The 24,919-nt window shown below is 63.2% G+C and carries 23 protein-coding genes; 5 read left to right on the plus strand and 18 right to left on the minus strand.

All coding sequences use genetic code 11. The features are described from left to right. Window positions 1-123: 123 nt before the first annotated feature. From K3756_RS14820 to K3756_RS14845, 6 genes are all read right to left on the minus strand, one after another. The gene (locus tag K3756_RS14820; RefSeq protein ID WP_259988707.1) at window positions 124-1,137 is read right to left on the minus strand and encodes a GlxA family transcriptional regulator; all 1,014 of its coding nucleotides are present in this window, start codon (window positions 1,135-1,137) and stop codon (window positions 124-126) included. Window positions 1,138-1,224: 87 nt separating this feature from the next. Beyond that, window positions 1,225-2,142, minus strand: a complete 918-nt coding sequence (locus tag K3756_RS14825) for a nickel/cobalt transporter (RefSeq protein ID WP_259988709.1) — start codon at window positions 2,140-2,142, stop codon at window positions 1,225-1,227. Next, window positions 2,127-2,777: a DUF1007 family protein gene (locus K3756_RS14830; protein ID WP_259988711.1), complete on the minus strand. Its 651-nt coding sequence runs from the start codon at window positions 2,775-2,777 to the stop codon at window positions 2,127-2,129. Before K3756_RS14830 ends, K3756_RS14825 begins: the two co-directional genes overlap by 16 nt. Window positions 2,778-2,809: 32 nt before the next feature. After that, complete coding sequence (locus K3756_RS14835; RefSeq protein WP_259988713.1) at window positions 2,810-4,027, minus strand: PLP-dependent aminotransferase family protein; 1,218 nt, start codon at window positions 4,025-4,027, stop codon at window positions 2,810-2,812. A 92-nt stretch (window positions 4,028-4,119) separates the two neighbouring features. Further along, a complete protein-coding gene (locus K3756_RS14840) occupies window positions 4,120-5,082 on the minus strand; it encodes a DNA topoisomerase IB (protein WP_409202404.1) in 963 nt (320 codons plus the stop codon). A gap of 3 nt (window positions 5,083-5,085) precedes the next feature. Then, window positions 5,086-5,301 (minus strand): DUF2945 domain-containing protein, encoded by a 216-nt coding sequence (locus K3756_RS14845; RefSeq protein WP_259988715.1) that lies wholly within the window; start codon window positions 5,299-5,301, stop codon window positions 5,086-5,088. 127 nt (window positions 5,302-5,428) lie between these two features. On the opposite strand from K3756_RS14845, the gene rpe reads away from it, so the two are divergent. After that, window positions 5,429-6,118 (plus strand): ribulose-phosphate 3-epimerase, encoded by a 690-nt coding sequence (gene rpe / locus K3756_RS14850; protein ID WP_259988718.1) that lies wholly within the window; start codon window positions 5,429-5,431, stop codon window positions 6,116-6,118. Window positions 6,119-6,130: 12 nt separating this feature from the next. On the opposite strand, the gene K3756_RS14855 is transcribed toward rpe, so the two are convergent. The 12 genes from K3756_RS14855 to K3756_RS14910 form a co-directional block, all read right to left on the minus strand. Further along, window positions 6,131-7,624 (minus strand): class I adenylate-forming enzyme family protein, encoded by a 1,494-nt coding sequence (locus K3756_RS14855; protein WP_259988720.1) that lies wholly within the window; start codon window positions 7,622-7,624, stop codon window positions 6,131-6,133. Between the two features lie 38 nt (window positions 7,625-7,662). Further along, a complete protein-coding gene (locus K3756_RS14860) occupies window positions 7,663-8,433 on the minus strand; it encodes an oxepin-CoA hydrolase, alternative type (protein ID WP_259988722.1) in 771 nt (256 codons plus the stop codon). Then, complete coding sequence (locus tag K3756_RS14865) at window positions 8,430-8,852, minus strand: PaaI family thioesterase (RefSeq protein WP_259988724.1); 423 nt, start codon at window positions 8,850-8,852, stop codon at window positions 8,430-8,432. The genes K3756_RS14860 and K3756_RS14865 overlap by 4 nt, the downstream gene beginning before the upstream one ends. Beyond that, complete coding sequence (locus tag K3756_RS14870; RefSeq protein ID WP_259988726.1) at window positions 8,833-9,966, minus strand: acyl-CoA dehydrogenase family protein; 1,134 nt, start codon at window positions 9,964-9,966, stop codon at window positions 8,833-8,835. Before K3756_RS14870 ends, K3756_RS14865 begins: the two co-directional genes overlap by 20 nt. A gap of 3 nt (window positions 9,967-9,969) precedes the next feature. Continuing rightward, window positions 9,970-11,163 (minus strand): acyl-CoA dehydrogenase family protein, encoded by a 1,194-nt coding sequence (locus K3756_RS14875; RefSeq protein WP_259988728.1) that lies wholly within the window; start codon window positions 11,161-11,163, stop codon window positions 9,970-9,972. Between the two features lie 14 nt (window positions 11,164-11,177). Further along, the gene (locus tag K3756_RS14880; protein ID WP_259988730.1) at window positions 11,178-12,350 is read right to left on the minus strand and encodes an acetyl-CoA C-acyltransferase; all 1,173 of its coding nucleotides are present in this window, start codon (window positions 12,348-12,350) and stop codon (window positions 11,178-11,180) included. Further along, complete coding sequence (locus K3756_RS14885; protein ID WP_259988732.1) at window positions 12,347-14,443, minus strand: FAD-dependent oxidoreductase; 2,097 nt, start codon at window positions 14,441-14,443, stop codon at window positions 12,347-12,349. The genes K3756_RS14880 and K3756_RS14885 overlap by 4 nt, the downstream gene beginning before the upstream one ends. Before the next feature lie 16 nt (window positions 14,444-14,459). Then, window positions 14,460-15,236, minus strand: a complete 777-nt coding sequence (locus K3756_RS14890; RefSeq protein ID WP_259988734.1) for an IclR family transcriptional regulator — start codon at window positions 15,234-15,236, stop codon at window positions 14,460-14,462. Next, the gene (locus K3756_RS14895; protein ID WP_259988736.1) at window positions 15,233-16,573 is read right to left on the minus strand and encodes a TRAP transporter large permease; all 1,341 of its coding nucleotides are present in this window, start codon (window positions 16,571-16,573) and stop codon (window positions 15,233-15,235) included. Before K3756_RS14895 ends, K3756_RS14890 begins: the two co-directional genes overlap by 4 nt. A 3-nt stretch (window positions 16,574-16,576) precedes the next feature. Beyond that, window positions 16,577-17,104 (minus strand): TRAP transporter small permease, encoded by a 528-nt coding sequence (locus K3756_RS14900; RefSeq protein WP_259988738.1) that lies wholly within the window; start codon window positions 17,102-17,104, stop codon window positions 16,577-16,579. 25 nt (window positions 17,105-17,129) lie between these two features. Next, window positions 17,130-18,185 (minus strand): C4-dicarboxylate TRAP transporter substrate-binding protein, encoded by a 1,056-nt coding sequence (locus K3756_RS14905; protein WP_259988740.1) that lies wholly within the window; start codon window positions 18,183-18,185, stop codon window positions 17,130-17,132. A gap of 160 nt (window positions 18,186-18,345) precedes the next feature. Continuing rightward, window positions 18,346-18,837, minus strand: coding sequence for a class I SAM-dependent methyltransferase (locus tag K3756_RS14910; RefSeq protein WP_259993570.1), 492 nt, complete (start codon window positions 18,835-18,837; stop codon window positions 18,346-18,348). 192 nt (window positions 18,838-19,029) lie between these two features. Here K3756_RS14910 and K3756_RS14915 point away from each other — a divergent pair, with 192 nt between their 5' ends. Genes K3756_RS14915 through K3756_RS14930 form a run of 4 tightly spaced genes read left to right on the plus strand, consistent with a single transcriptional unit; the run spans window position 19,030 to window position 24,878 of the window. Continuing rightward, a complete protein-coding gene (locus tag K3756_RS14915) occupies window positions 19,030-20,799 on the plus strand; it encodes an ABC transporter ATP-binding protein (protein ID WP_259988743.1) in 1,770 nt (589 codons plus the stop codon). Continuing rightward, window positions 20,792-22,702, plus strand: coding sequence for an ABC transporter substrate-binding protein (locus tag K3756_RS14920; RefSeq protein WP_259988745.1), 1,911 nt, complete (start codon window positions 20,792-20,794; stop codon window positions 22,700-22,702). The genes K3756_RS14915 and K3756_RS14920 overlap by 8 nt, the downstream gene beginning before the upstream one ends. Next, window positions 22,699-23,727, plus strand: a complete 1,029-nt coding sequence (locus K3756_RS14925; RefSeq protein ID WP_259988749.1) for an ABC transporter permease — start codon at window positions 22,699-22,701, stop codon at window positions 23,725-23,727. The genes K3756_RS14920 and K3756_RS14925 overlap by 4 nt, the downstream gene beginning before the upstream one ends. Further along, window positions 23,724-24,878 (plus strand): ABC transporter permease, encoded by a 1,155-nt coding sequence (locus K3756_RS14930; protein ID WP_259988751.1) that lies wholly within the window; start codon window positions 23,724-23,726, stop codon window positions 24,876-24,878. Before K3756_RS14925 ends, K3756_RS14930 begins: the two co-directional genes overlap by 4 nt. Window positions 24,879-24,919 lie beyond the last annotated feature (41 nt).

Genomic DNA, 24,919 nt, shown 5'->3' on the forward strand with positions numbered 1-24,919 from the left:
CCCGTAAATCCCGCACAAGCAGTGCAGCAAAAGGTTTAAGGATTCAAAAACGTGAAACGGGATTTACCGCGCAATTGCATCGAAAACCGCATGAACGGGACCAGCCGTTGGGGGCGTCCGTGGCTATTTCGAAGGGTCATCCCCCGCTGCGGTGGGATCGGTGTGGCGCAGGATGCCGATGGATTTGCGCGCGCGCATTTTCGACGGGGTGATGCCGAATTCATCCCGCACGGCACGGGCGAGCGCGTTGTGCGAACAAAATCCCGTGGCGATGGCAATATCAATGAGAGGGACAAGCGTATCTTCGATCATCGTGCGCGCCCGTTTGACCCGCAAACGTTTATAAAACCGCGCGGGCGTGTCGTCGAACACATCGCGGAACACCCGTTCGAGGTGCCGTGTCGAAAGCCCCACAAGCGCCGTCAGCTCGGTCATCGCCAGCGGCTCTTCCATGTTTGTTTCCATCAGCTTGATCGCCTGTGTGACACGGGCGTCGAAAAGCCCCGCATTGTCGGCGATGTCGCGGGGCTGTTCGCTGTCGGATGACCGGATCACGCTGAGCAGCAGACGATTGCCCAACTCGGCGATTTCATCCGGGGCCAGCACATCGGCGATCAAACCGACGATCAGTTCGGCGGTCGCGCCGCCGCCTGCCGCGGTGATGAAACCGCCCGCATTCTCGGAAAACCGTGTGGTCAGATTGGGGTAGTAGCCCTGCTCGCTCAGGCGCATGGTATCGCGCCAATGTGTTGTGACATGGCCCGTTTTGGTTTCGCCGGTGCGGATGAAGGCGGTCGCCGCATCCGACAGGAGCACCACCGTCCGGCCGCTGCGCTGCATGGCGCGCGTGCGTTTTGCCCAGCCACGGCGGTGGATACGGGTGCCGCCCACCACGATCAGCACGTCCGAAAACCCGTAGTCGTCAATCGCAGGTTCCGCGCGGGCCAGCACGCCGCCCTGCCCTGTCACCAGCCCCGGCATGTCCGACGTGATGCGGTTGGTAAAGCAGGTGCGCCCCGCCACGCTGTTGGCCGTTGCCAGCACGTGCTGCACTGCCGTGAGCTCCTGCGCCGCAAACCCGCGCTGGATAAACAGCTCGAAACTGCGCGACTTGGCATCTCGGGGCGTCCGGCTCATCCGCTGGCCCATGAAAATTTGGCGTTGATTTTCATGTCAGAGGCATAGCGCAGATTGGCGTCCAGAACAACGACACCGGCACCATGGTCAGACCGCGCGCAGCAAGAGCCCGATTGCCAGCGCCACCACCACGGCACCCGCGGCAACCTCGAGCGCGGGCATGGCAAGGGCGAGGGCACGGGTGTTACCCAGGCTGCGCAATACCGTGCCCCGCAACCCTCCTGCCGCCAGCCCGACGGCGACCGTGACCGATGCAGTGCCCAGCGCCATGGCAAAAGCCGCCGCGATCCCTGCGCCCGGGATTCCCATCTGCCACGTGATCACCAGCACAAACAGCGCCCCCGTACAGGGCCGCACCGCAATGCCCGCGATCAGCACGAGCGCTTCGCGCAGTGTGCCCGCCTTTTCCGCTTCGTCCAGCGACGGGCCGTGCCGGTGTCCGCAGTGCCCACACAGGGCGTCGTCGCCGTGGTCGTGATGGTGATGGTGGTCGTGGCTAGTGGTCTGCCGCTGGGCGCGGTGCAAGCGGCGAAGCCCGCGCAACACCAACCACACGCCGATCGCCGCGATCAACCCATAGCTGAGCGGTGCCATCAGGTCTTCGGCGGTCCCGATAAGCCCGTCTCGCGTCAGATCCAGCAGCCACAGGCCACCGTAGGCCAATACAATCGCGGTGACGGCCTGACCGAGGCTCGACACCAGCGCGATTGTTGACAGCCGCCACATTGCCACCTGCCGCGCCACGCCGTAACCGCCCACAAGCAGTTTTCCGTGGCCCGGGCCTACGGCATGGAAAAATCCGTAGGCAAAGGCGCTGGTCATCAGGATCGCGGTGGCGCCGGGTTCACCCGCGCGCAGGGCACGCAGGGTCCGTGCCATCGCATTTTGGAAATTGCGCTGTTCCTGGGCGGCATATTGGGCGATCTGGTCGAACCCGCCCGACAGCCACAGCAGCGCAATCACGAGGGCGGCCGCAACCGCGGCGAGGCTCAGGACGCGGGGCATGTGAGCATGACGTCTGTTGCAAAGCGCGCCCCGATGTCGCCAAAGCCCTGTTCGGCCAGATCAACGTCTTCGGGGATCTGGCTGAGTTCGGCCTGCATCATCGCCAGCATGCCTTCGACATCCGGCACGTCGAGCGTGACATCGCAGGCCTGCGGGCCGGATACTTGCGTGGGCAGGCCGACCTCGTAGGCGGTGTAGAAGGTGCCGTCATAGGGGCGCAGGACCACGCCGGTCTCGTCGATCACGGGCGTTTCCTCGATCCGGCGCAGATGAGAGGTGACAACTTTGCCATCAACCAGATCGGCGGTGGGCTGCGACGGGCCGGACAGGGTCAGCGGCTTGCCGTCCCGTTCGGCCACCAGATCGCCATTGAACCCCGCGATCCACTGGGTATCGAACCCGGTCAGAACCGCACGGTCGGCATCGGTCAGCACCCCGTCGTAATCGGCATCCACACCCAGATCCTCGGTGATCAACAGCGAGTAAAGCTCGTCGTATTCCCATGTGACACGGACATGCGTCAGGCGCCGGGCCTCATCGACAAACAGCTCCAGCCCCGCCGAGACGAAGATATGCGGATGCGCCGTCAGGGGCGTCGCGGCGACCAGAGCCGCAGTGAGCAACAGGTGTTTCATGCCGCGCAACTTAGGCAAGCGCGCCGCGTGGTTCAATCGCCGTCGGCCAGTCCTGCGGCAATCAGCCGTCCCAGACGCGCGATGCCTTCGTCGATGCTGGCCTCATCCGCGCGGCTAAAGCTCAGCCGGAGCGTGTTTGTGCCCGACCCGTCGGCGAAAAACGCGTGCCCGGGCACGAATGCCACCCGCTCGGAGCGCAGCGACTGCGCCAGCAAATCGTCGCTGCGCAGATGCGACGGCAGGGTGAGCCAGATAAACATCCCCCCCTCCGGGCGGGTCCAGCTGACACCATCGGGCATGTGCTGCGACAGGGCGGCAAGCATCCGGTCGCGCCGCACGACGTAGGCGGCGCGGATGCGTGTGACGTGGCTGTCGAACATTGTCTGTGCCACCTGGGCGATGGCCATCTGGTTGATTGTGGAACTGTGCAGATCGGCGGCCTGTTTCATCAACACGAGTTGGCTGATTACCTCGGATGCCCCGCAGATCCAGCCGACCCGCAAGCCGGGTGCCAGTGTTTTCGAGAACGATCCGCAATAGAGCGTGCGGCAGGCGTCAATATCGCCCTTGCGCGCGATTTCACGCGCCAGCACCGGTGCGAGCGCCGCCCCATCGTAGCGCAATGACTGGTAGGCCGCGTCCTCGATGATGGCGATATCCATTTCGTCGGCGAGGTCGATCATCCGGTCGCGCATCGCAGCGTCCAGCGTTTCGCCAGTCGGGTTCGCGAAATCGACCGACATATATGCAAATTTGACCCGCCCCGGTTGGGCGGCGCGGGCGTAATCATCGGCGCCGCGGTTTGTCTGGGGGTCGAGCCGGTCGTACCGCGGCTCATAGGCGTTAAAGGCCCCCAACGCGCCCAGATATGTGGGCCAGCTGACCAGTGCCGTGTCGCCGGGGCTGAGCATGAGCTTGCCAAGGTAGTCCAGCGCCTGTTGCGAACCGGAGGTGATCAGGATGTTGTCGCGGCTGCACGGTATGCCCAAGGCCCCCATTTCACCAACGATCCAGTCGCGCAACGGACCGTAGCCTTCGGACACGGAATACTGCAAAGCCGCGTCTTGGGTTTCGGCGCTAAGGGCTTGTGAGAACGCATCCTGAAAGGCGGCGGCGGGGAAGAGGGCCGGATCGGGAATGCCGCCAGCAAAGGAAATGATATCGGGTTGATCCAGAAGTTTGAGCAGCTCGCGGATCTCGCTCGCCTTCATGCGCGCGGTACGTGTCGCGAATATCTGTTGCCAGTCCATACGTCCCTCCCTGACGACCCTTGGATCAACAGGAAGCATGGCGCGCGATTTAGGTCAATGATTATGTCCTATATGGCCGCATCGGACCTTTGTCAGCGCTCCAGATAGGCCAGCAGCCGGTTTTCTGACGCCCGCAAGCCGGACTTTCCCGCGTCAAAGCCATCAAGCGGATCCGCACCGGCAAGGTCGATGACATCGGGGTGGATATAGCTGTTGCGCGACACGGTGGGTGTGTTGGCCAATCGCGCGGCTGCGGCTTGCGACATGTCCTTGATCGAGGCATGGCCGTTTTCGGCCACTTCAAACGCCGCAACGGACCCGGCCCACGTGCGAAACGTCTTGGCCGTGATCCCTTCGGTGCCTGCGGCCTCGGATATGTAATCGTTGAGCGCTGACGAGTTGAGACCGTGGGCGGTGCCGTCATCGTCCACCCAACTGAGCAGCTCTGCGCCCGGCAGATCGCCGATGCGGTGCAGCACCCGCGACAGCGTCCGGTCCTTGAGCGCGCGGCGGACCTTCTTGCCGCCCTTGGCGGTGTAGCGCAGGCGCACTTCATTTCCGTCGAGGGCAATGTGGCCGCGTTTCAGGGTGATGGCACCATAGCTGCCGTTTTCGCGGGTATAGTCGGGGTTGCCCACGCGGATGGAGGCGCGGTCAATCAGCGTCACGGCACAGGCCAGCGCGAATATGCGTTCGCCTGCGTCCTCCTCGAGGTCGCGCGCGACGCGGGCCCGCAGACGCGGCAGCCGATGGGCGAAACTGCACAGGCTATCGAATTTGGTCTGCGCCTGCGCCTCGGCCCATTTCTGGTGGTAGCGGTATTGCTTGCGCTTGCGCTGGTCGCGGCCCGTGGCCTGAAGGTGGCCATTGGGAAGCGGGCACATCCAGACGTTGTCGTAGGCAGGCGGCACCGCGAGCGCTTCGAGGCGTTTGCGTTCGGTGCCGCGGGCGATGGTGGTCCCGTCGGGCGCCACGTAGGTAAAGCCCCGGCCACGCCGTTGACGCCGGATGCCCGGTTGTTCATCACTGACGTACACAAGCCCGCCCGGAGCCACGTGTCAGGCCGCCCTGACTTCGGAGCTGAGCTTGAGCACTTCGTCACCGTCTTCCTGTTCGATGAACAGGGCCGGATCGTCCTCGGACCCGTCGCGCGTCACCTCGGAGCCCTTGATCTTGCGGGTGATCTTCTGGGTGTAAGTCTTTTGCACCTTGCCGGTTCCGGTGCCATTGCCCCAGTCCCATTCAACCTTGTCGCCTTCCGAATAATCAGCCATTTTTCAATCCTCTCTCATTTGCCTAGCTAACTTTCGGCGCGCATGTTTGGTTCCCGCCAGCTAGGGTTTGCCACCGTGCGCGACAGGCGCTAGAACGCGGCAACTCGCTCTTATACAGGCCCGGCCCATGTCCTTTGACCGCACGATCAAGATCGCCCCGTCCATTCTGGCCGCAGATTTCGCCAACTTCGGGGCCGAATGTGCCGCCGTCGAGGCGCAAGGCGCGGACTGGATCCACGTGGATGTGATGGACGGGCATTTTGTGCCCAACATCACCTTTGGCCCCGCGACGTGCGCGGCCATCCGCCCCCACATCAAAGGGGTGATGGACGTGCATCTGATGATTTCGCCGGTCGATGCCTATATCGAGGATTTCGCCCGCGCCGGTGCCGACGTTATCACCGCCCATGTCGAAGCGGGGCCGCATATCCACCGCACGTTGCAGGCCATCCGGGCAAGTGGCGCGAAGGCAGGTGTCGCGCTGAACCCCGGCACCCCGGCCGATTCCGTTGCCGATCTGCTCGATCTGACCGATCTGGTCTGTGTGATGACCGTGAATCCCGGGTTCGGTGGCCAGAAATTCATCGATATGACCAACAAGATCAAAGCCCTGCGCGCGATGATCGGGGACCGGCCCGTGCATATCGAGATCGACGGCGGTGTTGATCCGACGACAGCGCCTGTGGTCGCGCAGGCCGGGGCCGATGTGCTGGTCGCCGGGTCCGCGGTATTCCGCGGCGGGTCTGTCGACGATCCCGCCCCTTATGGCGAAAACATCCGTGCGATCCGCGCCGCTGCCGAAGGCACCTATGTCTAGGCGCGCCGCGCGCTAGTCCAGCCGGTCTGCAAAAGCATCCAGCAGTTTGTGCTTGAGGATCTTGCCCGTTGGCGCCGCAGGCAACCGCGTGGCAATGACGATATGGCGCGGCCGTTTGTACCCGGCCAGCCGCTCTTTGACGAAGGCGCGCAATGTGTCGGTGTCGAGCGTGTCGCCGTCGGCAATCTGCACGAAGGCAAGCACCTCTTCGTCGCCCGCACGGGTCCGGCCGATCACCGCAGACTGGATGACCTGCGGGTGATCGTTCAGCGCGGCTTCGACTTCGGGGGGATAGACGTTGAAGCCGCCGTGGATAATCAGCTCTTTCGACCGCCCGAGGATGTGCAGGTGGCCGTGGTCGTCGATCTTGCCCAGATCGCCGGTGTGCAGCCAGCCATCGGGGTCAATCGCTTTGGCCGTCTCTTCGGCGTTGCGGTAATAGCCGCGCATCACGTGCGGACCGCGCACGAGCACTTCTCCGACCTGTGCCCCGTCGCCGCCAGGGGCATCCACGTCAATCGACACATCCGTGCCCGGCGTTTTCGGCCCGACCGAAATATCGGAAGACCCGATGGGGTTGTTCGTGGCCGACGCGCCAGAACAGGTTTCTGTCATCCCGAAGCCGTTTTGCAATGGCAATTCGTAGAATTTTTCCGCCTTGCGTTTCCAGGCGGGATCGAGCGGCGCGCCCCCTGACGAGACATAGCGCAGGGCGGGCGCGCCGAGGGTTTCACGCCCGCGTTCCTTGGCGTGCTGCATCACCAGCGCGTGCATCTGTGGCACGGCAGGGATCACGGTCACACCCTGCAGTGCCGCTTCGAACAGGTTTGCCGCCGAGAACCGCGCGTCAAGCTGCACCATCGCACCGGCAAGCGCGGCTGCCGTCAGGACCGAGACGAGCCCGAAGACGTGGCTCATGGGCAGAACGCCATAGACGATGTCATCGGGCGTCATGCGGCGCAGGTTGCACGATGCCCTGCCCCCGAAGCACATGTTGTCATGCGTCAGCATCACGCCTTTCGGGTCCCCCGTGGTGCCGGTGGTATAAAGCAGCACGGCAACGCCATCGAGGTCCGCATCGGGTGCGGTTTGCGCCTCTGCCAGCATCAGCGAGCCGAAGGCGCCGGTGACTTCGCGGGCCTGCATCCGTTCTGCATGGGCCGCCGCATCGGGCGATACATGCGCGGTGGCAAGAATGGCGGCGGGATCGGCGTGGGCGAGCACCCGGTCGACCTCGGCCTCGGTCTGGCGCGCATTGAAGGGGATCGCGACCGCGCCGATTTTCCAGCACGCGTGCAAGGCCGCGACCGCTGCGGCGCAATTTTCCACCAGCATCAACACGCGGTCCGTAGGCGCAACGCCCGCCGCCTGAAGATGGGCCGCGAGATCGTCGCTGGCACGGTCCAGATCACCGTAGCTCCAGCTTGCGCCCGTGCCATCGGCCAGTGCGGGCCGGTCGGGCGCTTCGGCAACGCGGTCTCTGAGCACCTGTTCAACCCTTGGCATGGAGGTGTCCTTTTGCAGGGGCGCGCGGGGCCATGTGTTCAGTCAAAGCGCGGCGCACGTTTTTCAAGAAAGGCGGCGATACCCTCGGCGGCTTCGTCCGCACCGGCCGCGTGGGCCATCGCGTCTCGTTCGGCATCGAGTTGGTCGTCTTCGGCCGCCTCGTAGGCCTGCGACACAAGCCGGCGGATCGTACCTTGCGCGGCACGCGGCCCGGCAGCGAGCCGGTCCGCGACCTGCTGTGCTGCGGCCAAGGCGCCCGCCGGTGGCGTCACGAGATTGATCGCCCCCAGATCGAACATCCGCGACGCGGTGACGGGTGTCGCAAGCAGGCACATTTCCATGGCGAGCGCCCGCGGCACCAGCCGCGCCAGATGCGCGGTCAGACCGGCGTCGGGTACCAGACCCGCTTTGACATAGGCAGCGGTGAACTTTGCATCCTGCGCGGCGACGATGATATCACAGGCCAGTGCAAAACTCAGGCCCGCGCCCGCGGCACCCCCTTCGATCGCCGCGATGACGGGCACCGGACAGGCCCGCAGCGCCCGGATCAGGCTGTGCAGGTCATCGACGCGGTCGCGGCGCTCCCCCTCGGGCAGGTCGCGGCGCGTGATCAAGGTGTTGAGATCGCCACCGGCGCAGAAAAACCCGCCCTCCGACGTGAAAATTACCGCCTTGATCCGCCGTTCGGCCGCCAGCGTCATGGCTCTGCCGATGACGTCATAGAGTTCGGGCGACAGGGCGCCGCGCCGTGCGGTGTTGCCGTTCCAGATGATCAGCCGATCGCCTGCGTCTTCCAGTCTTGCACTCATGTCAGTCGCTCCTTGGGGACGCGTTTGAACACGCCCGTCGATGTCGCCACCAGCGTTCCGTCCTCATGGCGCAGGTCGGCGGAAATAAACAACAGGCTGCGCCCGCCCCCTGTCACCGTGCCGGTCGCCGTGATCCGCCCCGGCTTGCCTGATCCGACAAACTGGGTGTTGAGCGACACCGTCAGAAACGGTGCCTTGCCCGTTGCGTCCACCGTAAGCGACCCCGTTGTGCCCGACGCATTGTCGAGCAATGTGACCGCGATCCCACCGTGCAGCGCCCCGTGGCGATTGAGGTGGCGTTCGTCAACGTCTAGCCAGCAGCGCCCGTGGGCAGGGTCGGACACATCGACGACGTACCCCACCAACCGCTGGGTCCCTGTTTCATCGCGGATGAGCGTTTCAGGCGGCGCTAAGGGCAATGAACCGCTCCAGATGGTGATCGGTATCGCCGAACCGGTGGTCGCCCATCACGATGCGTTTTGCGATATGGGCCAGTTCGTATTCCTGCGTCATGGCGATGCCGCCGTGCATCTGGATGCTGTCCTCGGCCACGAGACGGCCCACGCGGCCCATCAGGTTCTTGGCCGCCGATACGTGCCGCTCGCGCGCGCTGCGGTCGGCTTCGAGATGACCAGCGGCGAGGATCACCGCCGAGCGGGCCTGCTCCATTTCGATCAACAGGTCGGCCATCCTGTGGGCAAGGGCCTGAAACGTGCCGATGGGGCGGCCGAATTGCTTGCGGGTGCCCAGATAGTCGCGGGTCAGCGCGCAGGCCGTTTCCATCGCACCCAGCGTTTCGGAAAGCTGGGCCACCGTGGCCGCCGCGGTGCGCCGTTCAATGGCGGGGCTGGCGCCGCCCGCATCCCCCAGCCGGGCCGAGGCGGGCAACGTCACATCGTCCAATGTCACTTCGGCGGCACGTCCGCCGGCCAGCAGGGCGTAGCCTTCGATTGTCAGGCCTGCCGTATCTGCGGGCACCACGAAAAGCGAAATGCCCTCTGCCTCGTCATGCTCTCCGCTTTCGCGCGCCGACACGATCAGCGCGTCGACTGCTTCAGCGTTCATCACCACGGCCTTGCGCCCGCTCACCACGATGTCGTCGGCCTTGGCCGTGGCGGTGGTGGCGACGCGGGTCAGGTCATAGCGGCTGTTGGGTTCTGTGTGGGCAAAGGCAAGCTGTGTCTGACCGGCGATGAGATCTTCGACCATCGCCACCTGGTCTGCATTTCCCAGATCGGCGACCAGCCCGCCGGCGAGCACGGCACTGTCGAGAAACGGCTCGACCACACCGGCGCGACCGAGTTCCTCGAACACCACGGCGATGTCGAACCCCGCGCCACCAAAGCCGCCCTGCTCTTCGGTAAAGAGCGCACCGATGATGCCCAGTTCGGCCAGTTCGCCCCAGATCTCGCTCGACATGCCGCTGTCGCTGTTCAGGATCGCGTTGCGTGTCGCGGTATCGTAGCGGTCGCGCAGGAACCGGCGCAGCGTATCCTGCAGCATCTGGCGTTCTTCGGTCAGGTCGAAATTCATGGCCTAGCCTCCCATCGTCGTCTTGGCGATGATCTGGCGCTGGATCTCGTTCGAGCCGCCAAAGATCGACAGTTTGCGGTTGTTGAAATATTGCGCCGCCACCGGGCCGGCGGCCAGCGGATCGGGCAAGGCGGTGTTGGCCCCTTCGATCGCTTCGGACGCGAAGGGCATCGCATAGACCCCTGCCGCGCGGCGGGCGAGATCGTTGATTTCCTGACGGATGACGGTGCCTTTGACCTTGAGCATCGAGGATTCAACACCGGGTGCCTGCCCCGCCGCCGCCTTGGAGATGATGCGCAGGTTTGTTGTCGACATCGCCATCAGGTCAATTTCGACCTGCGCCACGCGGGCGGCAAAATGCGGGTTTTCGATCAGCGGCTTGCCGTTGGCCATTTCGGCCTTGGCGATGCGTTTGACGCGGCGCAGTCCGGCCTGCGAAAATCCGACGCCCGCGATATTCGTCCGCTCGTGGGTGAGCAGGTACTTGGCATAGGTCCAGCCCTTGTTTTCCTCGCCCACGAGGTTTTCGACCGGCACGCGCACATCGGTGAACCAGACCTCGTTGACCTCGGCGCTGCCATCGAGGAGCACGATCGGCCGCACCTCGATGCCCGGCGTGTCCATATCGATGAGCAGGAAGCTGATGCCCTCTTGCTGTTTCGCCTTCTTGTCAGTGCGCACGAGGCAGAAGATCATGTTGGCGTGCTGGCCCAGCGTGGTCCATGTCTTCTGGCCATTCACGACGTAGTGGTCGCCGTCGCGCACCGCTTCTGTCTTGAGCGAGGCCAGATCGGAGCCAGCGCCGGGTTCGGAATATCCCTGACACCACCAATCCTCGCCCGACAGGATCCGCGGCAGCCAGTAGGATTTCTGTTCCTCCGAGCCGAATTTCTGCAGCACGGGGCCCAGCATCGACAGGCCGAAAGGAACGATGCGGGGCGCGTTGTGGGCGGCCATCTCCTCCTCGAAGATGTGCCGCTTGACTGCGTCCCACGCCGCGCCGCCGTGTTCTTCGGGCCAGTTCGGTGCGAGCCAGCCACGGTCGTTGAGGATCGCGTGCCATTCGTCATGATCCGCCTTGGTCAGTTCCCTGCCCTCGCGCACCTTGTCGGACAAATGTGCGGGCAGCTTTTCGGCAAGAAAGCTGCGGACTTCATCGCGAAAGGCGATATCTGCGTCTGAATAGCTCAGGTCCATCTGGATCGGTCCTTTCAGTAGATTTCAAACAGGCCGGCAGCACCCATGCCGCCGCCCACGCACATCGTCACAACGCCCAGCTTTGCGCCGCGCCTGCGCCCTTCGAACATCAGATGCCCGGTCATGCGCGCTCCGGTCATGCCAAAGGGGTGGCCGATGGCAATGGAGCCGCCGTTGACGTTGCAGATTTCCGGGTCGATCTCGAGCCGGTCGCGGCAATAGAGCGCCTGTGAAGCGAAGGCTTCGTTCAGCTCCCACAGATCAATGTCCGACACCTTGAGCCCGTGACGCTCCAGCAGCCGTGGCACGGCAAACACCGGACCGATCCCCATTTCGTCGGGTTCGCACCCTGCGACGGCGAAACCTTTGAACGCGCCCAGCGGTGACAGGCCTTCGCGTTCGGCCTGTGTGCTGTCCATCACCACGACTGCGGCGGCCCCGTCGGACAGCTGGCTGGCGTTGCCCGCCGTCACAAAACCGCCCTCGCGGACGGGGTTCAGGCCCTCCAACCCCTCGAGCGTGGTGCCGGGGCGGTTGCATTCGTCGCGGTCGACCGTGACCGTGTGATGGGTGATTTCCTTTGTTTCGCGGTCCTGCTTGGCCATCGTGGTCTGCATCGGCACGATTTCGTCGTCAAATTTACCGGCGTCCTGCGCGGCGGCGATACGCTGCTGGCTGCGCAGGCCGTATTCGTCCTGATAGGCGCGACTGATGCCATAGCGTTCGGCCACGATATCGGCGGTTTCGATCATGGTCATGTAAACGGCGGGCTTGTGTTCGGTCAGCCATGCCTCCTGCTCGCGCGCGGCTTGCGGTTGCACCAGACTGATGCTTTCGACGCCCGCGGCGACCATGGGGCCCGCGCCTTCCTGCGTAATGGCGTTGGCGGCCATGGCGATGGATTGCAGGCCGGACGAGCAAAAGCGGTTGATCGTGACGCCGGACGCGGTGACCGGCAGGCCCGCGCGCAGTGCCGACTGGCGTGCGATGTTCGATCCGGTGGCGTGTTCGGGATACCCGCAACCCATCATCACGTCCTCGACGCTGGCCGGATCAATACCCGCGCGCGCGACGGCATGTTCGACCACGTGCCCGCCCATCGTCGCGCCGTGGGTGATGTTGAACGATCCCCGGAAGGATTTGGCCAGACCCGTGCGGGCGGCAGAGACGATGACAGCTTGTTTCATTGTGCGGCTTCCTTGTTCAGATCATCAAATGTGCGGCCTTCGGCCACCAGTTTTTTCAGCAGATCGGCGGGGGCCCAGAACCACGCATCCTCGGCGGCATAGCGTTCGATATCGGCCAGCACCGACGGCAGGCCCTGAATGTCCGCCCATTTCATCGGCCCGCCCCAGTAGCGCGGAAACCCGTACCCGAAGAGCAGTGTCATATCGACATCCAGCGGGCGGGCGGCGATGCCTTCCTCGACCACCTTGGCGGATTCGTTGACCATCGCGCACATGTAGCGGCGCAGGATTTCCGCGTCGGTAAAGTCGCGCGGCGTGATCCCCAGCTCGGCCTGTTCGGCCGCAATCAGATCGGGGATCTTCGGATTGGGTGTGCCGCCACGTTTGCCCTCTTCGTAGACATAATACCCTTCGCCGGTTTTCTGCCCGAAATGCCCCTGTTCACACAGCCGGTCGATGTAGGTCGGCACGCGTTCTTGCGGGTGGCGGTCGGGCGCCTTGCGCTTGCGCGTGGCCCAGCCGATGTCGAGCCCGGCCAGATCGGCCACTTCGAACGGCCCCATCGCAAAGCCGAAATCCTTGAGCACCTTGTCGATGTGATAGGGCGACGCGCCGTCAAGGATCATGTGATCGGCGGCCGTGCGGTAGACCGCGAGTATGCGGTTACCGATAAAGCCGTCGCACACCCCGGCGCGCACCGACACCTTGCCCAGCATCTTGCCCAGCGCGAAACCGGTCGCAACCACGTCCGGCGCGGTCCGGTCTGCCACCACGATTTCCAGCAGCTTCATCACATGTGCGGGCGAAAAGAAGTGCAACCCGATCACATCGGCAGGCCGCGCGGTGCTCGCCGCGATCTCGTTGACATCCAGATACGACGTGTTGGTCGCCAGCACGCAGCCCGGTTTACACGCGGCGTCGAGCTTGCCAAACACCTCTTTCTTGACGTCCATATCCTCGTAGACCGCTTCGATCACCAGATCAGCGTCGCGCAGGCTATCGTAGTTCTGGGAAACCTCCAGCGCGACATTCAGCAGCGCGTCGTGCTTTTCCTGGTTGATCTTGCCGCGTTTGAGCGCGCCTGCCAGATTGCCCGCGATGCGCTTGTGCGCTCCTGTGGCGGCATCATCCGTCATCTCGATCAGCACGACATTCAGCCCAGACAGCAGCGCTGCAGTTGCGATGCCCGCGCCCATCGTGCCGCCGCCGATCACCCCGATGGTCTGGACCGGACGCGGATCGACGCCCTTGAGTTCGGGCAGGTTGCTGACGGCCCGTTCGTTGAAAAACGCATGGATCAGACCTTTGCGCTGGTCCGTATTCATCAGCTCCATGAACAATTCGCGTTCGCGTTTGATGCCTTTCTCGAAGGGTAGCTCGGAGGCTGCCTGAACCGCACGCACGGCGGTGGCCGGGCTGATCTGACCGCGGCCTTTTCTGAGCACGTTATCATAGGTCGCGTCCCAATCGATCCCTTCGAGATTGGGCAGTGCGCTGACCGGACGGCGCGGGGCGCCTTGTGACAGCAGGTCCTGCGCGTAGGCCAGCCCCACTTCCAGCGGATCGCCCTCTTCGATGCGGTCGATGATGCCAAGCTCCAGCGCCTCGGCGGCCTTGATATGGCGGCCCGTCGTGATGGCTTCGACAGCCTTTTGCGCGCCAGTCAGACGCGGCAGCCGCTGGGTGCCGCCTGCACCGGGCAGAATGCCCAGATGGACCTCGGGCAGGCCCACCCGCGCAGTGGGTTGCGCCACGCGGTAGTGGCAGCCCAGCGCCACCTCCAGCCCGCCACCCAGGCTCACCCCGTGCATGGAGGCCACCACCAGCTTGGGCGAGCTTTCGATGCGGGTACACAGATCGGGCAGATTTGGCTCGGTCAACGGCTTGCCGAATTCCTTGATATCGGCACCGGCGATAAAGGCGCGGCCATCGCCGACGATCAAAACCGCCTGTACCGCGTCATCGGCTTCGGCGCGGTCCATGCCATCGCTCAGCCCCTGGCGGACCTGCTGGCTCAGCGCGTTGACGGGCGGATTCTGCAATCGCAGGACAGCGACGGGGCCGTGCGTTTCATAGGCGATCTTATCGGTCATCGGGGTCTCCTTGGTGTCATCCGCGGCGGCTGAGCGTGGGCGCCCGGCCTGTGCGGTGTTCGAGAGCGCGGACCAGCGCATGCAGGGCCGGTCCGACCTCTTGCTCCATGCGAGCGCGCGGCAAATCAACGGGCAAAGCGCCGCAGGTAAAGGCGACGGCCTCGCCGAATTCGGCGGCGTGGTAGGGCACGCTGACGGCATTTACGGTGCTGGCATAGCGTACATCATCGGGCGCGATGGCAAAACCGCGGCCCACAAGCTGGCTGTAGCCATCCTGCCGGAACTGGCACAGGTTTTCATCGGGCTGCAGCGCGGCGAACCTTTCGTCGTCCAGACTGGCCAGAAACGCCATGCCCGACGAAGAGCCATGCACCGGAATGCGGTGGCCCGGTTCGAGCCAGATGGTCGAGGCCGTCGCAGGGCGCCACGTGCGCACCAGCATCATCCGGTCCCCGTCGCGCACGGCGATCAGGGCGAGTGTTCCGGTGTCGTCGGCCAGCCGCTGCATGTCGTCGCTGACCATATCGACGAACCCCACGGCCTGCGATGCGACCGACCCCAGCACGATTGCGGCAGGGCCCAGCCGGAAACGGTCATTGCGACCCCCGTGGCTGAGATATCCCAGTTCGCACAACGTATAGGTCAAACGCGAGATCGTGGGTTTCGGCAGGCCTGTCCGCTCTGCGATCTGGGCATGCGTCAGCCCGTTGTCGCTGGCCCGGAAGGCACGCAGAACCCCGAGCCCCCGAGCCAGCGTATTGGCGAATTTGCGGTCTGTGCTCTGATCCGTCATCGCGCGGCCATCGGGATCAGAAGTGATATGATCGGGAAGGCCATGATGAGGCCTAGCACAATGACATCAACGCTGAGAAACCGGGTGATGCCGGCAAAAATCTTGTCGATCGGTGCGTCACGGCCCACGACATTTGCGATGACAAAGACGTTCAGCCCGACAGGCGGCGTGATGAGCCCGATTTCCAACAGCTTGATCACCACGACACCAAACCAGATCAGGTTCAGATCATAGCTTTCGACCAGCGGGATCATCAGCGGCAGCGTCAGCACCATGATGCCGATGGGGTCAAGAAACATGCCCAACAGAAGGTAGATCACCGCGATGCACAGCATCAGCATCACCACCGAAAGCTGCGCATCCGTCACCGCCTGCACGATCACCGGCGCGACACCGGTCAGCGCGATGAAGGCCACGAAAATCTTGGCGCAGGCCGCGATCAGGAAAATTGCGGATGTCTGGATGCAGGTCTCTTTCACGGCTTCCCACAGGTCCGCGAGGCTGAGCTTGCGCTGCGCAAAGCCGATGAGGGTGGCCGCCGTGACACAGACGGCGGCCGCTTCGGTGGCGGTAAATATCCCGCCATAGATGCCGCCGATGATGACGATGAACAGCAAGACCGCAGGCCAGCTTTCCCATGCCGCGATCCAGCGTTCGCGGGCGGTGAAGCGTTGGTCGGTGGGCGGGGCGACTTCGGGGCGGGTCCAGACCCAGACGGCGATGACCAGCACAAACCCCGCCAGTGTCAGCAGGCCCGGCAGGATGCCCGCCAGAAACAGCGATGAAATCGAGGTTTCGGTGAAGATGCCGTAGATGATGAACAGGACCGACGGCGGGATGAGCGAGCCCAGCGTCCCGCCCGCCGCCACGCTGGCGGTGGCAAGGCGCGGATCGTACCCCATCCGCAACATTTCGGGCGTGCAGATCTTGCCCATCGTGGAGGCGCAGGCGATGGACGATCCGGTGATGGCCGAAAACCCGCCACACCCCATCACGGAGGCCATGGCGACGCCGCCCGGCAGCTTGGTCAGCCAGACCTTGGCGGCATAGTAGATCTTGGTCGTGATGTCGGCCTTGTAGGCGATGTGACCCAGCGCCACGAACAGCGGGATCATCGACAGGTCATAGCTGTGCACGAGGTCGTAGGAATTGGAAAACACCATCGAGGAGGTGGGTTTGATCGCGCGCTCGGGCGCAAAGCTGCCCGACCGGAACGCATAGATGAAAAAGGCACCCACCGTGGCGACAGAGGCCAGCGTGAAACCAATGGGCACACGCAACGCCAGCATCACCAGAACAGCGGCAAAGGCAATCATGCCGATTGTGGCGGGATCCATGCGTCAGCCCTTTTCTTCGAGGAGATCACCGGCGTGCTTTTGCGCGTCCGATACGACACCCCCGCCTGCCACGACGCGGATGTCGCGCACGAAAAGCTCGGCCAGACGCAGCCACGCCGCCCCGAGGCCCAGCACAAAAAACAACAGCCCCGGCCATTTGGGAAGGTCCAGATAGCCCGAATAGAAGCTGCCCCGCTCCACAACCTTGAGAAACTCGAGGCTGCCTTTGTAGATCAGAGGGGCCAGCGCGATCATACCGATCAGCGAGCCTGCGATGATCAGCACAGAGCGGACACGGGGCGCAAAGCGGTCGGAGACAAACGCAACGCTGACATGGGCACGTGCCGCCGTTGCCGCAGCCAGCGGCAGCAGGATCGCCGCCACCATCAATTCCCGCACCATGATGACCGCATCCGGCACGAAGGTACCAAAGACGGCGCGCGCAATGACATTTGCAGTGATCAGCACCCCCAGAAGAATGACCGCCACAGCGCCCAGTCCCAGCAAGGTTTTCTCAAGTCGCAAAAGCATAGCGTGCGCCCCCGATCCGTCAGTTTCAGTTGGTTGCGCTGTCCCATGGATAGCCGTTCGTGTCGCGCTCCTCGGTCCATTTCTGGATCAGCCCGCGGTATTCCTCCAGCAGCGCCGCCCCGTCGAGACCGCTGTCGCTGGCGGTTTCGACCCACTGGTCGAGAAACTTCTCGCCGCCCGCAACCAGCTTGGCGCGTTCTTCTTCGGGCAACTCGATGATCTCGACGCCCTGTTCCTTCATCGACGCGATGGCCGCTTCGTTTGCCGATGTGATCAGGCGACCGAATTCATCGGCCATGTCCTTGCCCGTGTCATTGATGACCGCACGCTGTTCGTCTGTCAGGCCTTCGTAGGTGTCGAGGTTCATGAAGATGCCCAGACCGCCGACCTGTCCCCAGTCCAAGAGGGTATAGCTGCTCATCACTTCGGCCTGTTTGAGCGCGGCCACCGCATAGGAATAGCCCTGGCTGCAGTCGATCAATCCGGTGTCGAGCCCCTGGTAGGCGTCATAGATCGACATGCTGACCATATTCGCCCCTTGCTCGCCGAAAACCTTGCCGTAGGCGCCCACGCCGCGCACTTTCTTGCCGTCGATGTCGGCGGCGCTGCGAATGGCGGTGTCCTTACAACCGATGTTGACCTGGCTGGTGGTCCAGGTGCCGATGTAGCGCAGATCACGGTCGGCCAGATTGTTCTGGATCGCCTCGGACGAGCGCATCAGCTCATCCGTGGCGCGCATGCCGACCCATGCATCGGGGTTGTTGAGCGGCAGATCCGCGATGCCGTAAGCGGCCATGTCCTGCGGGTAATACACCGCGATCACCGACCCCATGTCGGCCACCCCGTCGGCGATCGACTGCATCGCCGCCTTCGCCTTGAAAAGCGCACCACCCCATTGGATGTCGATCTTGATGTCTCCGCCCGAGCGTTCCGATACTTCGTCGGCGAACCACTGCAACGCGGCGGCACGCGCGCCGCGGTTTGGGCCGGCCTCGCCGTGGATCAGCGTCGTTTCGGCCTGCGCCGCCGCGGCGGCCAGCGTCATGGCTGCAGCCAGAGATGCGTTTTTCAGAAATGTCATGGCGAAGTCTCCTCCCAAAGATTTATTTCGCTTAGTAAAACAATGTTTCACTATTTTGAGATGAAGCTAGGCTGAGTCGAAATTTCACGCAAGCAAAAGTTGTGCCCGGCGCTGTTTCGCGCCGGGCCTTGCCACCGATGGCGGTGCGGTGGAAACGGCGTCAGGCGGGTTTGCGGTAGATAAAGCACCGGCCCTCGAAGGCCTCGGCCGGCAAAGGCAGTTCTTCGAGTGCGTCAAAATACATCCGGTCACTGGCCACCATGATCCCCCCCGGCGCCAGGTGCGGCTCGACATAGGGCGAAATCTTGCGGGCGAAGGCATCGTTCTTTTCGCGGTTATGGCCGCCAAGATCCGCATGGATGAACGACGCCGTTGGCCCCAGATCAACCAATGCCTGCGGCAGGGTTTCGAACACGTCACCTTCGTAGAGAAAGCCGGGTTCGGGGCGGCTGTCGGGGTGAGAGGCCACGGCCCGCTCGAACACGTAGATATCGCGCCCCGCAATCGTTTCGCGCATGTGGTGATAGGTCCGGCCGTTGCCCAGACCAAGTTCATACACAGGCCCGGTCATATCCTTGGTGCGGGCGACCGCGTCGTCGATGCAGGCGCGTTGAGACACCATGCGGGCAATAAACAGATCAAGGCGGGTCATGGGGGCCTGCGACATGGCGATATCTCCGGTAATTTGGGTGACATACATATGCGCCAACCGTCGCGGGAAGGACAGACCCGTCACGCAGGCGTCATCGGGTGTGCGCACGGCAATTGACGTAGGGGTAGGGCAAGACGACTGGACGTCTGCGATATTATCAGGTTCACTCTGCTGGATTAACTAGGGATTGGCATGCCACTTTTGGACGTGAAATCGTTGACCATCGGCTTCGGGGATGCGCCGCCGGTTGTCGACAGGGTCAGCTTTGATGTGAATTGTGGCGAAACACTTGCGCTGGTCGGCGAAAGCGGGTCGGGCAAGACGCTGACCTGTCGGGCCGCGTTGCGCATCCTGCCCGCCAATGCGCAGCTGCGATCGGGTGAAATTCTCTACGACCACGGGGGCGTGAACTGCGATCTGCTGAAAACGCCTGCGCGGCAACTGCGCAAACTGCGTGGAAACCGGATTTCCATGATATTTCAAGAGCCTATGCGCTCGATGTCACCACTGCACCGGTTGGGCGATCAGGTCAGCGAAGTGTTGCACCTGCACGAAAGCATCAGCAAGGACGCCGCGCGCAAACGGGTTCTGGCCCAGTTCGAGCGGGTCGGTTTTGCCGATCCCGAACGCGCCTACAAAAGCTATCCGTTCGAGATGTCGGGCGGCATGCGCCAACGGGCGATGATCGCCATGGCGATGGTTTCCAAACCCGACCTTCTGATTGCGGACGAACCCACCACAGCACTTGATGTGACGACACAGGCACAGGTTCTGGGGCTTATCAAGGATCTGCAGCGCGAAACCCGCATGGCCGTGATTCTCGTCACGCATGATCTGGGTGTGGTGGCCAATATGGCCGACAAGGTCGTTGTGATGAACAACGGGCGCGTCATGGAAGCGGGAGAGGCCCAGCACGTATTGGCAGCCCCCGCGCACGGATACACCCAAAAGCTGTTTGCGGCGGCCCCGATGATCCCCGAAGTCGCAGCGCCAGCGCGGCCGCAATCCGAAGGTGCCGATCTGATCCTCGACATGCGCAAGGTGACCAAATCCTTCACCATGCGCGCGGGCGGGTGGCGCAAGCCGGTGGTGATCACGGCATGCCGCGATGTTGATCTGAAGCTGCCGCGCGGCAAGACACTGGCCGTGGTCGGTGAAAGCGGATCGGGCAAGACCACATGTGCGCGTGTGGCCCTGGGTGCGACCGACCCCGATCCGGGCGGCGAGGTGCTTTTCACTGCCCGCCCCGGCGACGCGCCGGTGACGGTACACGACATGACGACGGACGAACGGCGCCGGTTCCAGCGCGACGCGCAGATGGTGTTTCAGGATCCCTATTCGTCGCTCAGCCCGCGGATGCGGGTGCAAAGCGCACTGACCGAACCGCTGGAAATCCATGGCATCGGCAACCGTGCTGAGCGCAAGGAACGTGCCGCCGAAATGATCCGTCTTGTCGGGTTGAGCCCCGATATGCTGCCGCGCTATCCCCATGCGTTTTCCGGCGGCCAGCGCCAGCGCCTGTCGATCGCACGGGCGTTGACGCTCGATCCGCAGCTTCTGGTCTGTGACGAACCCACGTCGGCGCTTGATGTGTCGGTGCAGGACCAGATCCTGACGCTGCTCGAAGATATCCGCGAAAAACGTAACCTGAGCTATTTGTTCATCAGCCACGATCTCGCGGTTGTGGCCCGCATTGCCGACGAAGTGGCCGTGATGCGTGCGGGTGTCATCGTCGAGCAGGCCGCGCCGGATACGCTTTTCTACAATCCGCAACACCCCTACACCAAAGCCCTGATCGCGGCACAGCCCGAACCGGACGTGAACCGGCCGATCGATCTGGATCTGGTTGCAAAAGGGGCGGGCCAGCCGAAAACATGGCCCGAAATGTTCCGCTTTGAAGGGGCCGATGCGCCTGCTTTGCGTGAACTCGAACCCGGTCACAAGGTCAGATGCCATGCGTAAACTGTTACTTGCCCTCAGTCTCATCGCCGCGCCCGTCTGGGCCCAGACGCCCGTTCAGGAAAGCAGTTTCTGGGAGCAGGAAGTGGCCAACGGCGACATGCCCCCCGCAGCCGAGCGCATCCCCGCGGAGCCCCTGATTGTCGATCTGGCCGCCAAGGGCAGGGAATTCGGCGAACAGGGCGGCACCCTGCGCACGTTGGTGTCGCGCACCAAGGACATCCGGCAGATGGTGGTTTACGGCTACGCCCGTCTGATCGGCTATGCGGGTGATTATTCGCTGCAGCCCGACATTTTGCGCGAGATCGAGATCGAGGGCGAACGCCGGTTCGTCCTGCATCTGCGCGACGGGCATAAATGGTCCGATGGCGCGCCCTTCACCTCGGAGGATTTCCGCTATTGGTGGGAAGACGTGGTCAACAACGAAGAGATCACACCGACGGGTCCACCCGACTGGATGATCGTCGACGACAAGATGGGCAGCGTGACCTTTCCCGACCCGCAAACGGTGATTTTCGAGTGGGAAACCCCCAATCCGAACTTCCTGCCGCTACTGGCACAGGCCCGCCCGCCCTTCATCTACCGGCCCGCACACTACCTGCGCCAGTTCCACGCCACCTATACGGATCCCGAAAAACTGGCCAAGCTGATTGACGAAAAGCGGGTCGAAAGCTGGCCTGCGCTGCACAACAAATACGACAACATGTACAAATTCGACAATCAGGATCTGCCCACGTTGCAGCCCTGGCTGAATGCGACAGGCGGCAAATCATCGCGCAACGTCTTTGTCCGCAACCCCTACTTCCACCGCATAGACGCGCGTGGCGTACAGTTGCCCTACATCGACGTGGTGGAAATGACCGTGGTGGGCGGCGGCCTGATTGCGGCCAAGGCGAACGCCGGCGAAGTCGATTTGCAAGCCCGCGGCCTGTCGTTCCGCGATGTTGCGATCCTCAAAAAGGGCGAGGCCGAAGGCGGCAATTATCGCACCTACCTGTGGGGCAACGGGGCGGCGAGCCAGATTGCCATCTATCCCAACCTCAATTTCGCCGATCCGGTCTGGCGCGAGGTTATCCGCGATGTGCGGTTCCGCCGCGCGCTCAGCCTCGGCATCGACCGGCGCATGATCAACCGCGCCCTGTACTTCGGTCTTGCAGAAGAGGGCGGAATGACGGCCCTGCCCTCGAGCCCGCTGCACGATCCTGCCGATATGAAAGCGTGGTCCGCGATGGATATCGACCACGCGAACCGGCTGCTTGACGAAATGGGTCTGACCGAACGGACCGCCAACGGGCTGCGCAAACTGCCGGACGGGCGGCCGATGGAATTCGTGGTCGAAACCGCGGGCGAGCGGCAGGAAGAAGAGAACGCACTGGCGATCATCACCGACACGTGGCGCGATCTGGGCATCCGTCTGATCATGCGCCCGCTGGACCGCGATATCCTGCGCAACCGTATCTATGCCGGGCTCTCGATGGCGGGCGTCTGGTATGGCTGGGACAATGGTCTGCCCCGCGCGGAGACCTCGCCGCACTATCTCGCTCCGACACAACAGGAATTCTTTGCCTGGCCAAAATGGGGCCAATACTACCAGACCAAGGGTCAGGTGGGCGAAAAGGTCGATATGGAAGCCGCCGAACGCCTGATGCAGCTGGATTATGACTGGGCCCACACCGACGACACCGCCAAGCGTGCCCGCATCTGGGACGAGATGCTGGAAATCCACGCCAACCAGCAGTTCGGCATCGGCATCCTTGCCGCCGCGCCGCAGCCTGTCGTTGTGTCTAAACGGCTGCGCAACGTGCCCGAAAAAGGCATCTGGGCCTACGATCCGGGGGCACATTTCGGCATCCACCGGATGGACGAGTTCTTTTTCGAAGACGCCAAACAGCAGGTGACGCAATGATGTTCATCCGCTATGCGGTCTACCGCTTTGCCACGATGCTGCTGACGCTTTGGGTCGTGTCGATCCTTGTGTTTGCCATCATCAACCTGCCCCCCGGGGATTACCTGTCCAACCAGATCGCCGAATTGCGTGCCACCGGTCAGGCCGAGGGCGTGGCCAAGGCAGAATTCCTGCGCAAGGAATACGCGCTCGACCGCCCGATCTGGGAGCAATATCTGATCTGGGTCGGCTTTATCCCCGGCCCGCAGGGGTTCTCGGGCCTGCTTCAGGGCAACTTTGGATGGTCGTTCGAATTTGACCGCCCCGTGGCCGAAATTGTGGGCGATGCGCTTTGGCTGACGGTCCTCGTGAACCTCGCGGCGGTGCTGTTTGTCTACGCGGTCGCCCTGCCCCTGGGTGTGCTCGCGGCTGCGAAATCCGAAACATGGGTGGATTATACCGCCGGGTTTGTCGGGTATCTGGGTCTGGCAACGCCGAACTTTCTTCTGGCACTCATGCTGTTTTACTACGGTCACAAATACTTCGACCTGCCGATTGGCGGCCTGATGGATCCCGCGCTCGAGGGGGAACCGATGTCGTGGGAAAAGGTCAAATCCATTCTGATCCACCTGATCGTGCCGACCTTCGTCATCGGCACGTCAGGCGCGGCCGCGATGATGCAGCGACTGCGTGCCAATATGCTCGACGAGCTGAGCAAACCCTACGTTGAAACCGCAATCGCCAAGGGGATGACGCCCGCCAAGATGCTGCGCAAATATCCTCTTCGCATGGCTTTCAATCCTTTTGTCGCAGACATCGGCAACCTGCTGCCCGCGATGGTGTCGGGCTCGGTGCTTGTGTCGGTGGTGCTGGGCCTGCAGACCATCGGACCCTTCCTGCTCACGGCGCTGAAATCGCAAGACCAGTTTCTTGCCGGTTTCGTGCTCATGTTCGTGGCGCTGCTGACACTGATCGGCACGATGGTATCGGACATGCTGCTGGTGCTGCTTGACCCGCGCATCCGCTACGGAGGGCGCAAGGCATGAATACGCAGCCTGACAACCGTTTTATCGACGATGCCCCCTGGACCGAAGAGGGCAACCTGTCCGCGCCCGAACGGGCCGAATTCGATGCGCCCGGCTGGCTGCTGATCTGGCGCAAGTTCCGGCGCCACCGGCTCGGGCTGATCTCGGGTGCCTTCTTGCTGATCTGCTACCTGATCCTGCCGATCGCGGGGTTCATCGCCCCCTATACCCCGAACGAGCGCAGCGCCGACTACCTCTATCACCCGCCCCAGGACATCAACCTGTGGCATGAGGGCGAATATATCGGACCTTTCGTCTACCCCACGACTGCGGTGCCGGATCTGGAAAACTATCGCTGGACCTATACGGTGGATGAAACCACGCCGATGCCGCTGGAGTTTTTCTGCGAAGGACGGGCGTATAACATCTTCGGTCTGATCCCGGCGGACACGCACCTTTTCTGCGCCCCGCAGGGCGCGACAGTGTTCCTGTGGGGCTCCGACAGGCTGGGCCGCGACGTCTTCAGCCGCATCCTCTACGGCGCGCAGCTCTCCATGACGGTCGGACTTATCGGCATCACGGTCAGCTTCATTCTGGGCATCTTCTTCGGAGCGATGGCGGGCTATTTCGGTGGCAAGACGGATTGGACCATCAATCGGGCCATCGAAATCCTGCGCAGCCTGCCCGAACTGCCCCTCTGGCTTGCGCTCTCCGCCGCGGTGCCGTCAAACTGGGGGCCGGTGGCGGTCTTCTTCATCATCTCCATAATTCTGGGCATCCTCGACTGGCCCGGGCTGGCTCGCGCCGTGCGCGCGAAATTCCTCAGCCTGCGCGAGGAAGAATACGTGCGCGCCGCCGAGATGATGGGGGCCAAACCCTCGCGGGTCATCCGCCGCCATCTTCTGCCCAACTTCATGAGCCACCTGATCGCGAGCGCAACATTGTCAATTCCGGCGATGATCCTCGGCGAAACAGCACTCAGCTTTCTCGGCCTCGGCCTACGGGCACCGGCGGTCAGCTGGGGTGTCATGCTCAACGATGCGCAAAACCTCGCAAGCATCGAAATCTACCCTTGGACGGCGATCCCCATGTTGCCGATCATCGTGGTGGTGCTGGCCTTCAACTTCCTCGGTGACGGCCTGCGCGCCTCGCTCGATCCCTACCGGACCTGAGAACCACAGCGGGTGGCCCCGAGGGGCCGCTTTCTTCATCT

The sequence above is a fragment of the Sulfitobacter sp. S190 genome (assembly GCF_025141935.1).
In the GTDB taxonomy this organism is placed as follows: Bacteria; Pseudomonadota; Alphaproteobacteria; order Rhodobacterales; family Rhodobacteraceae; genus Sulfitobacter.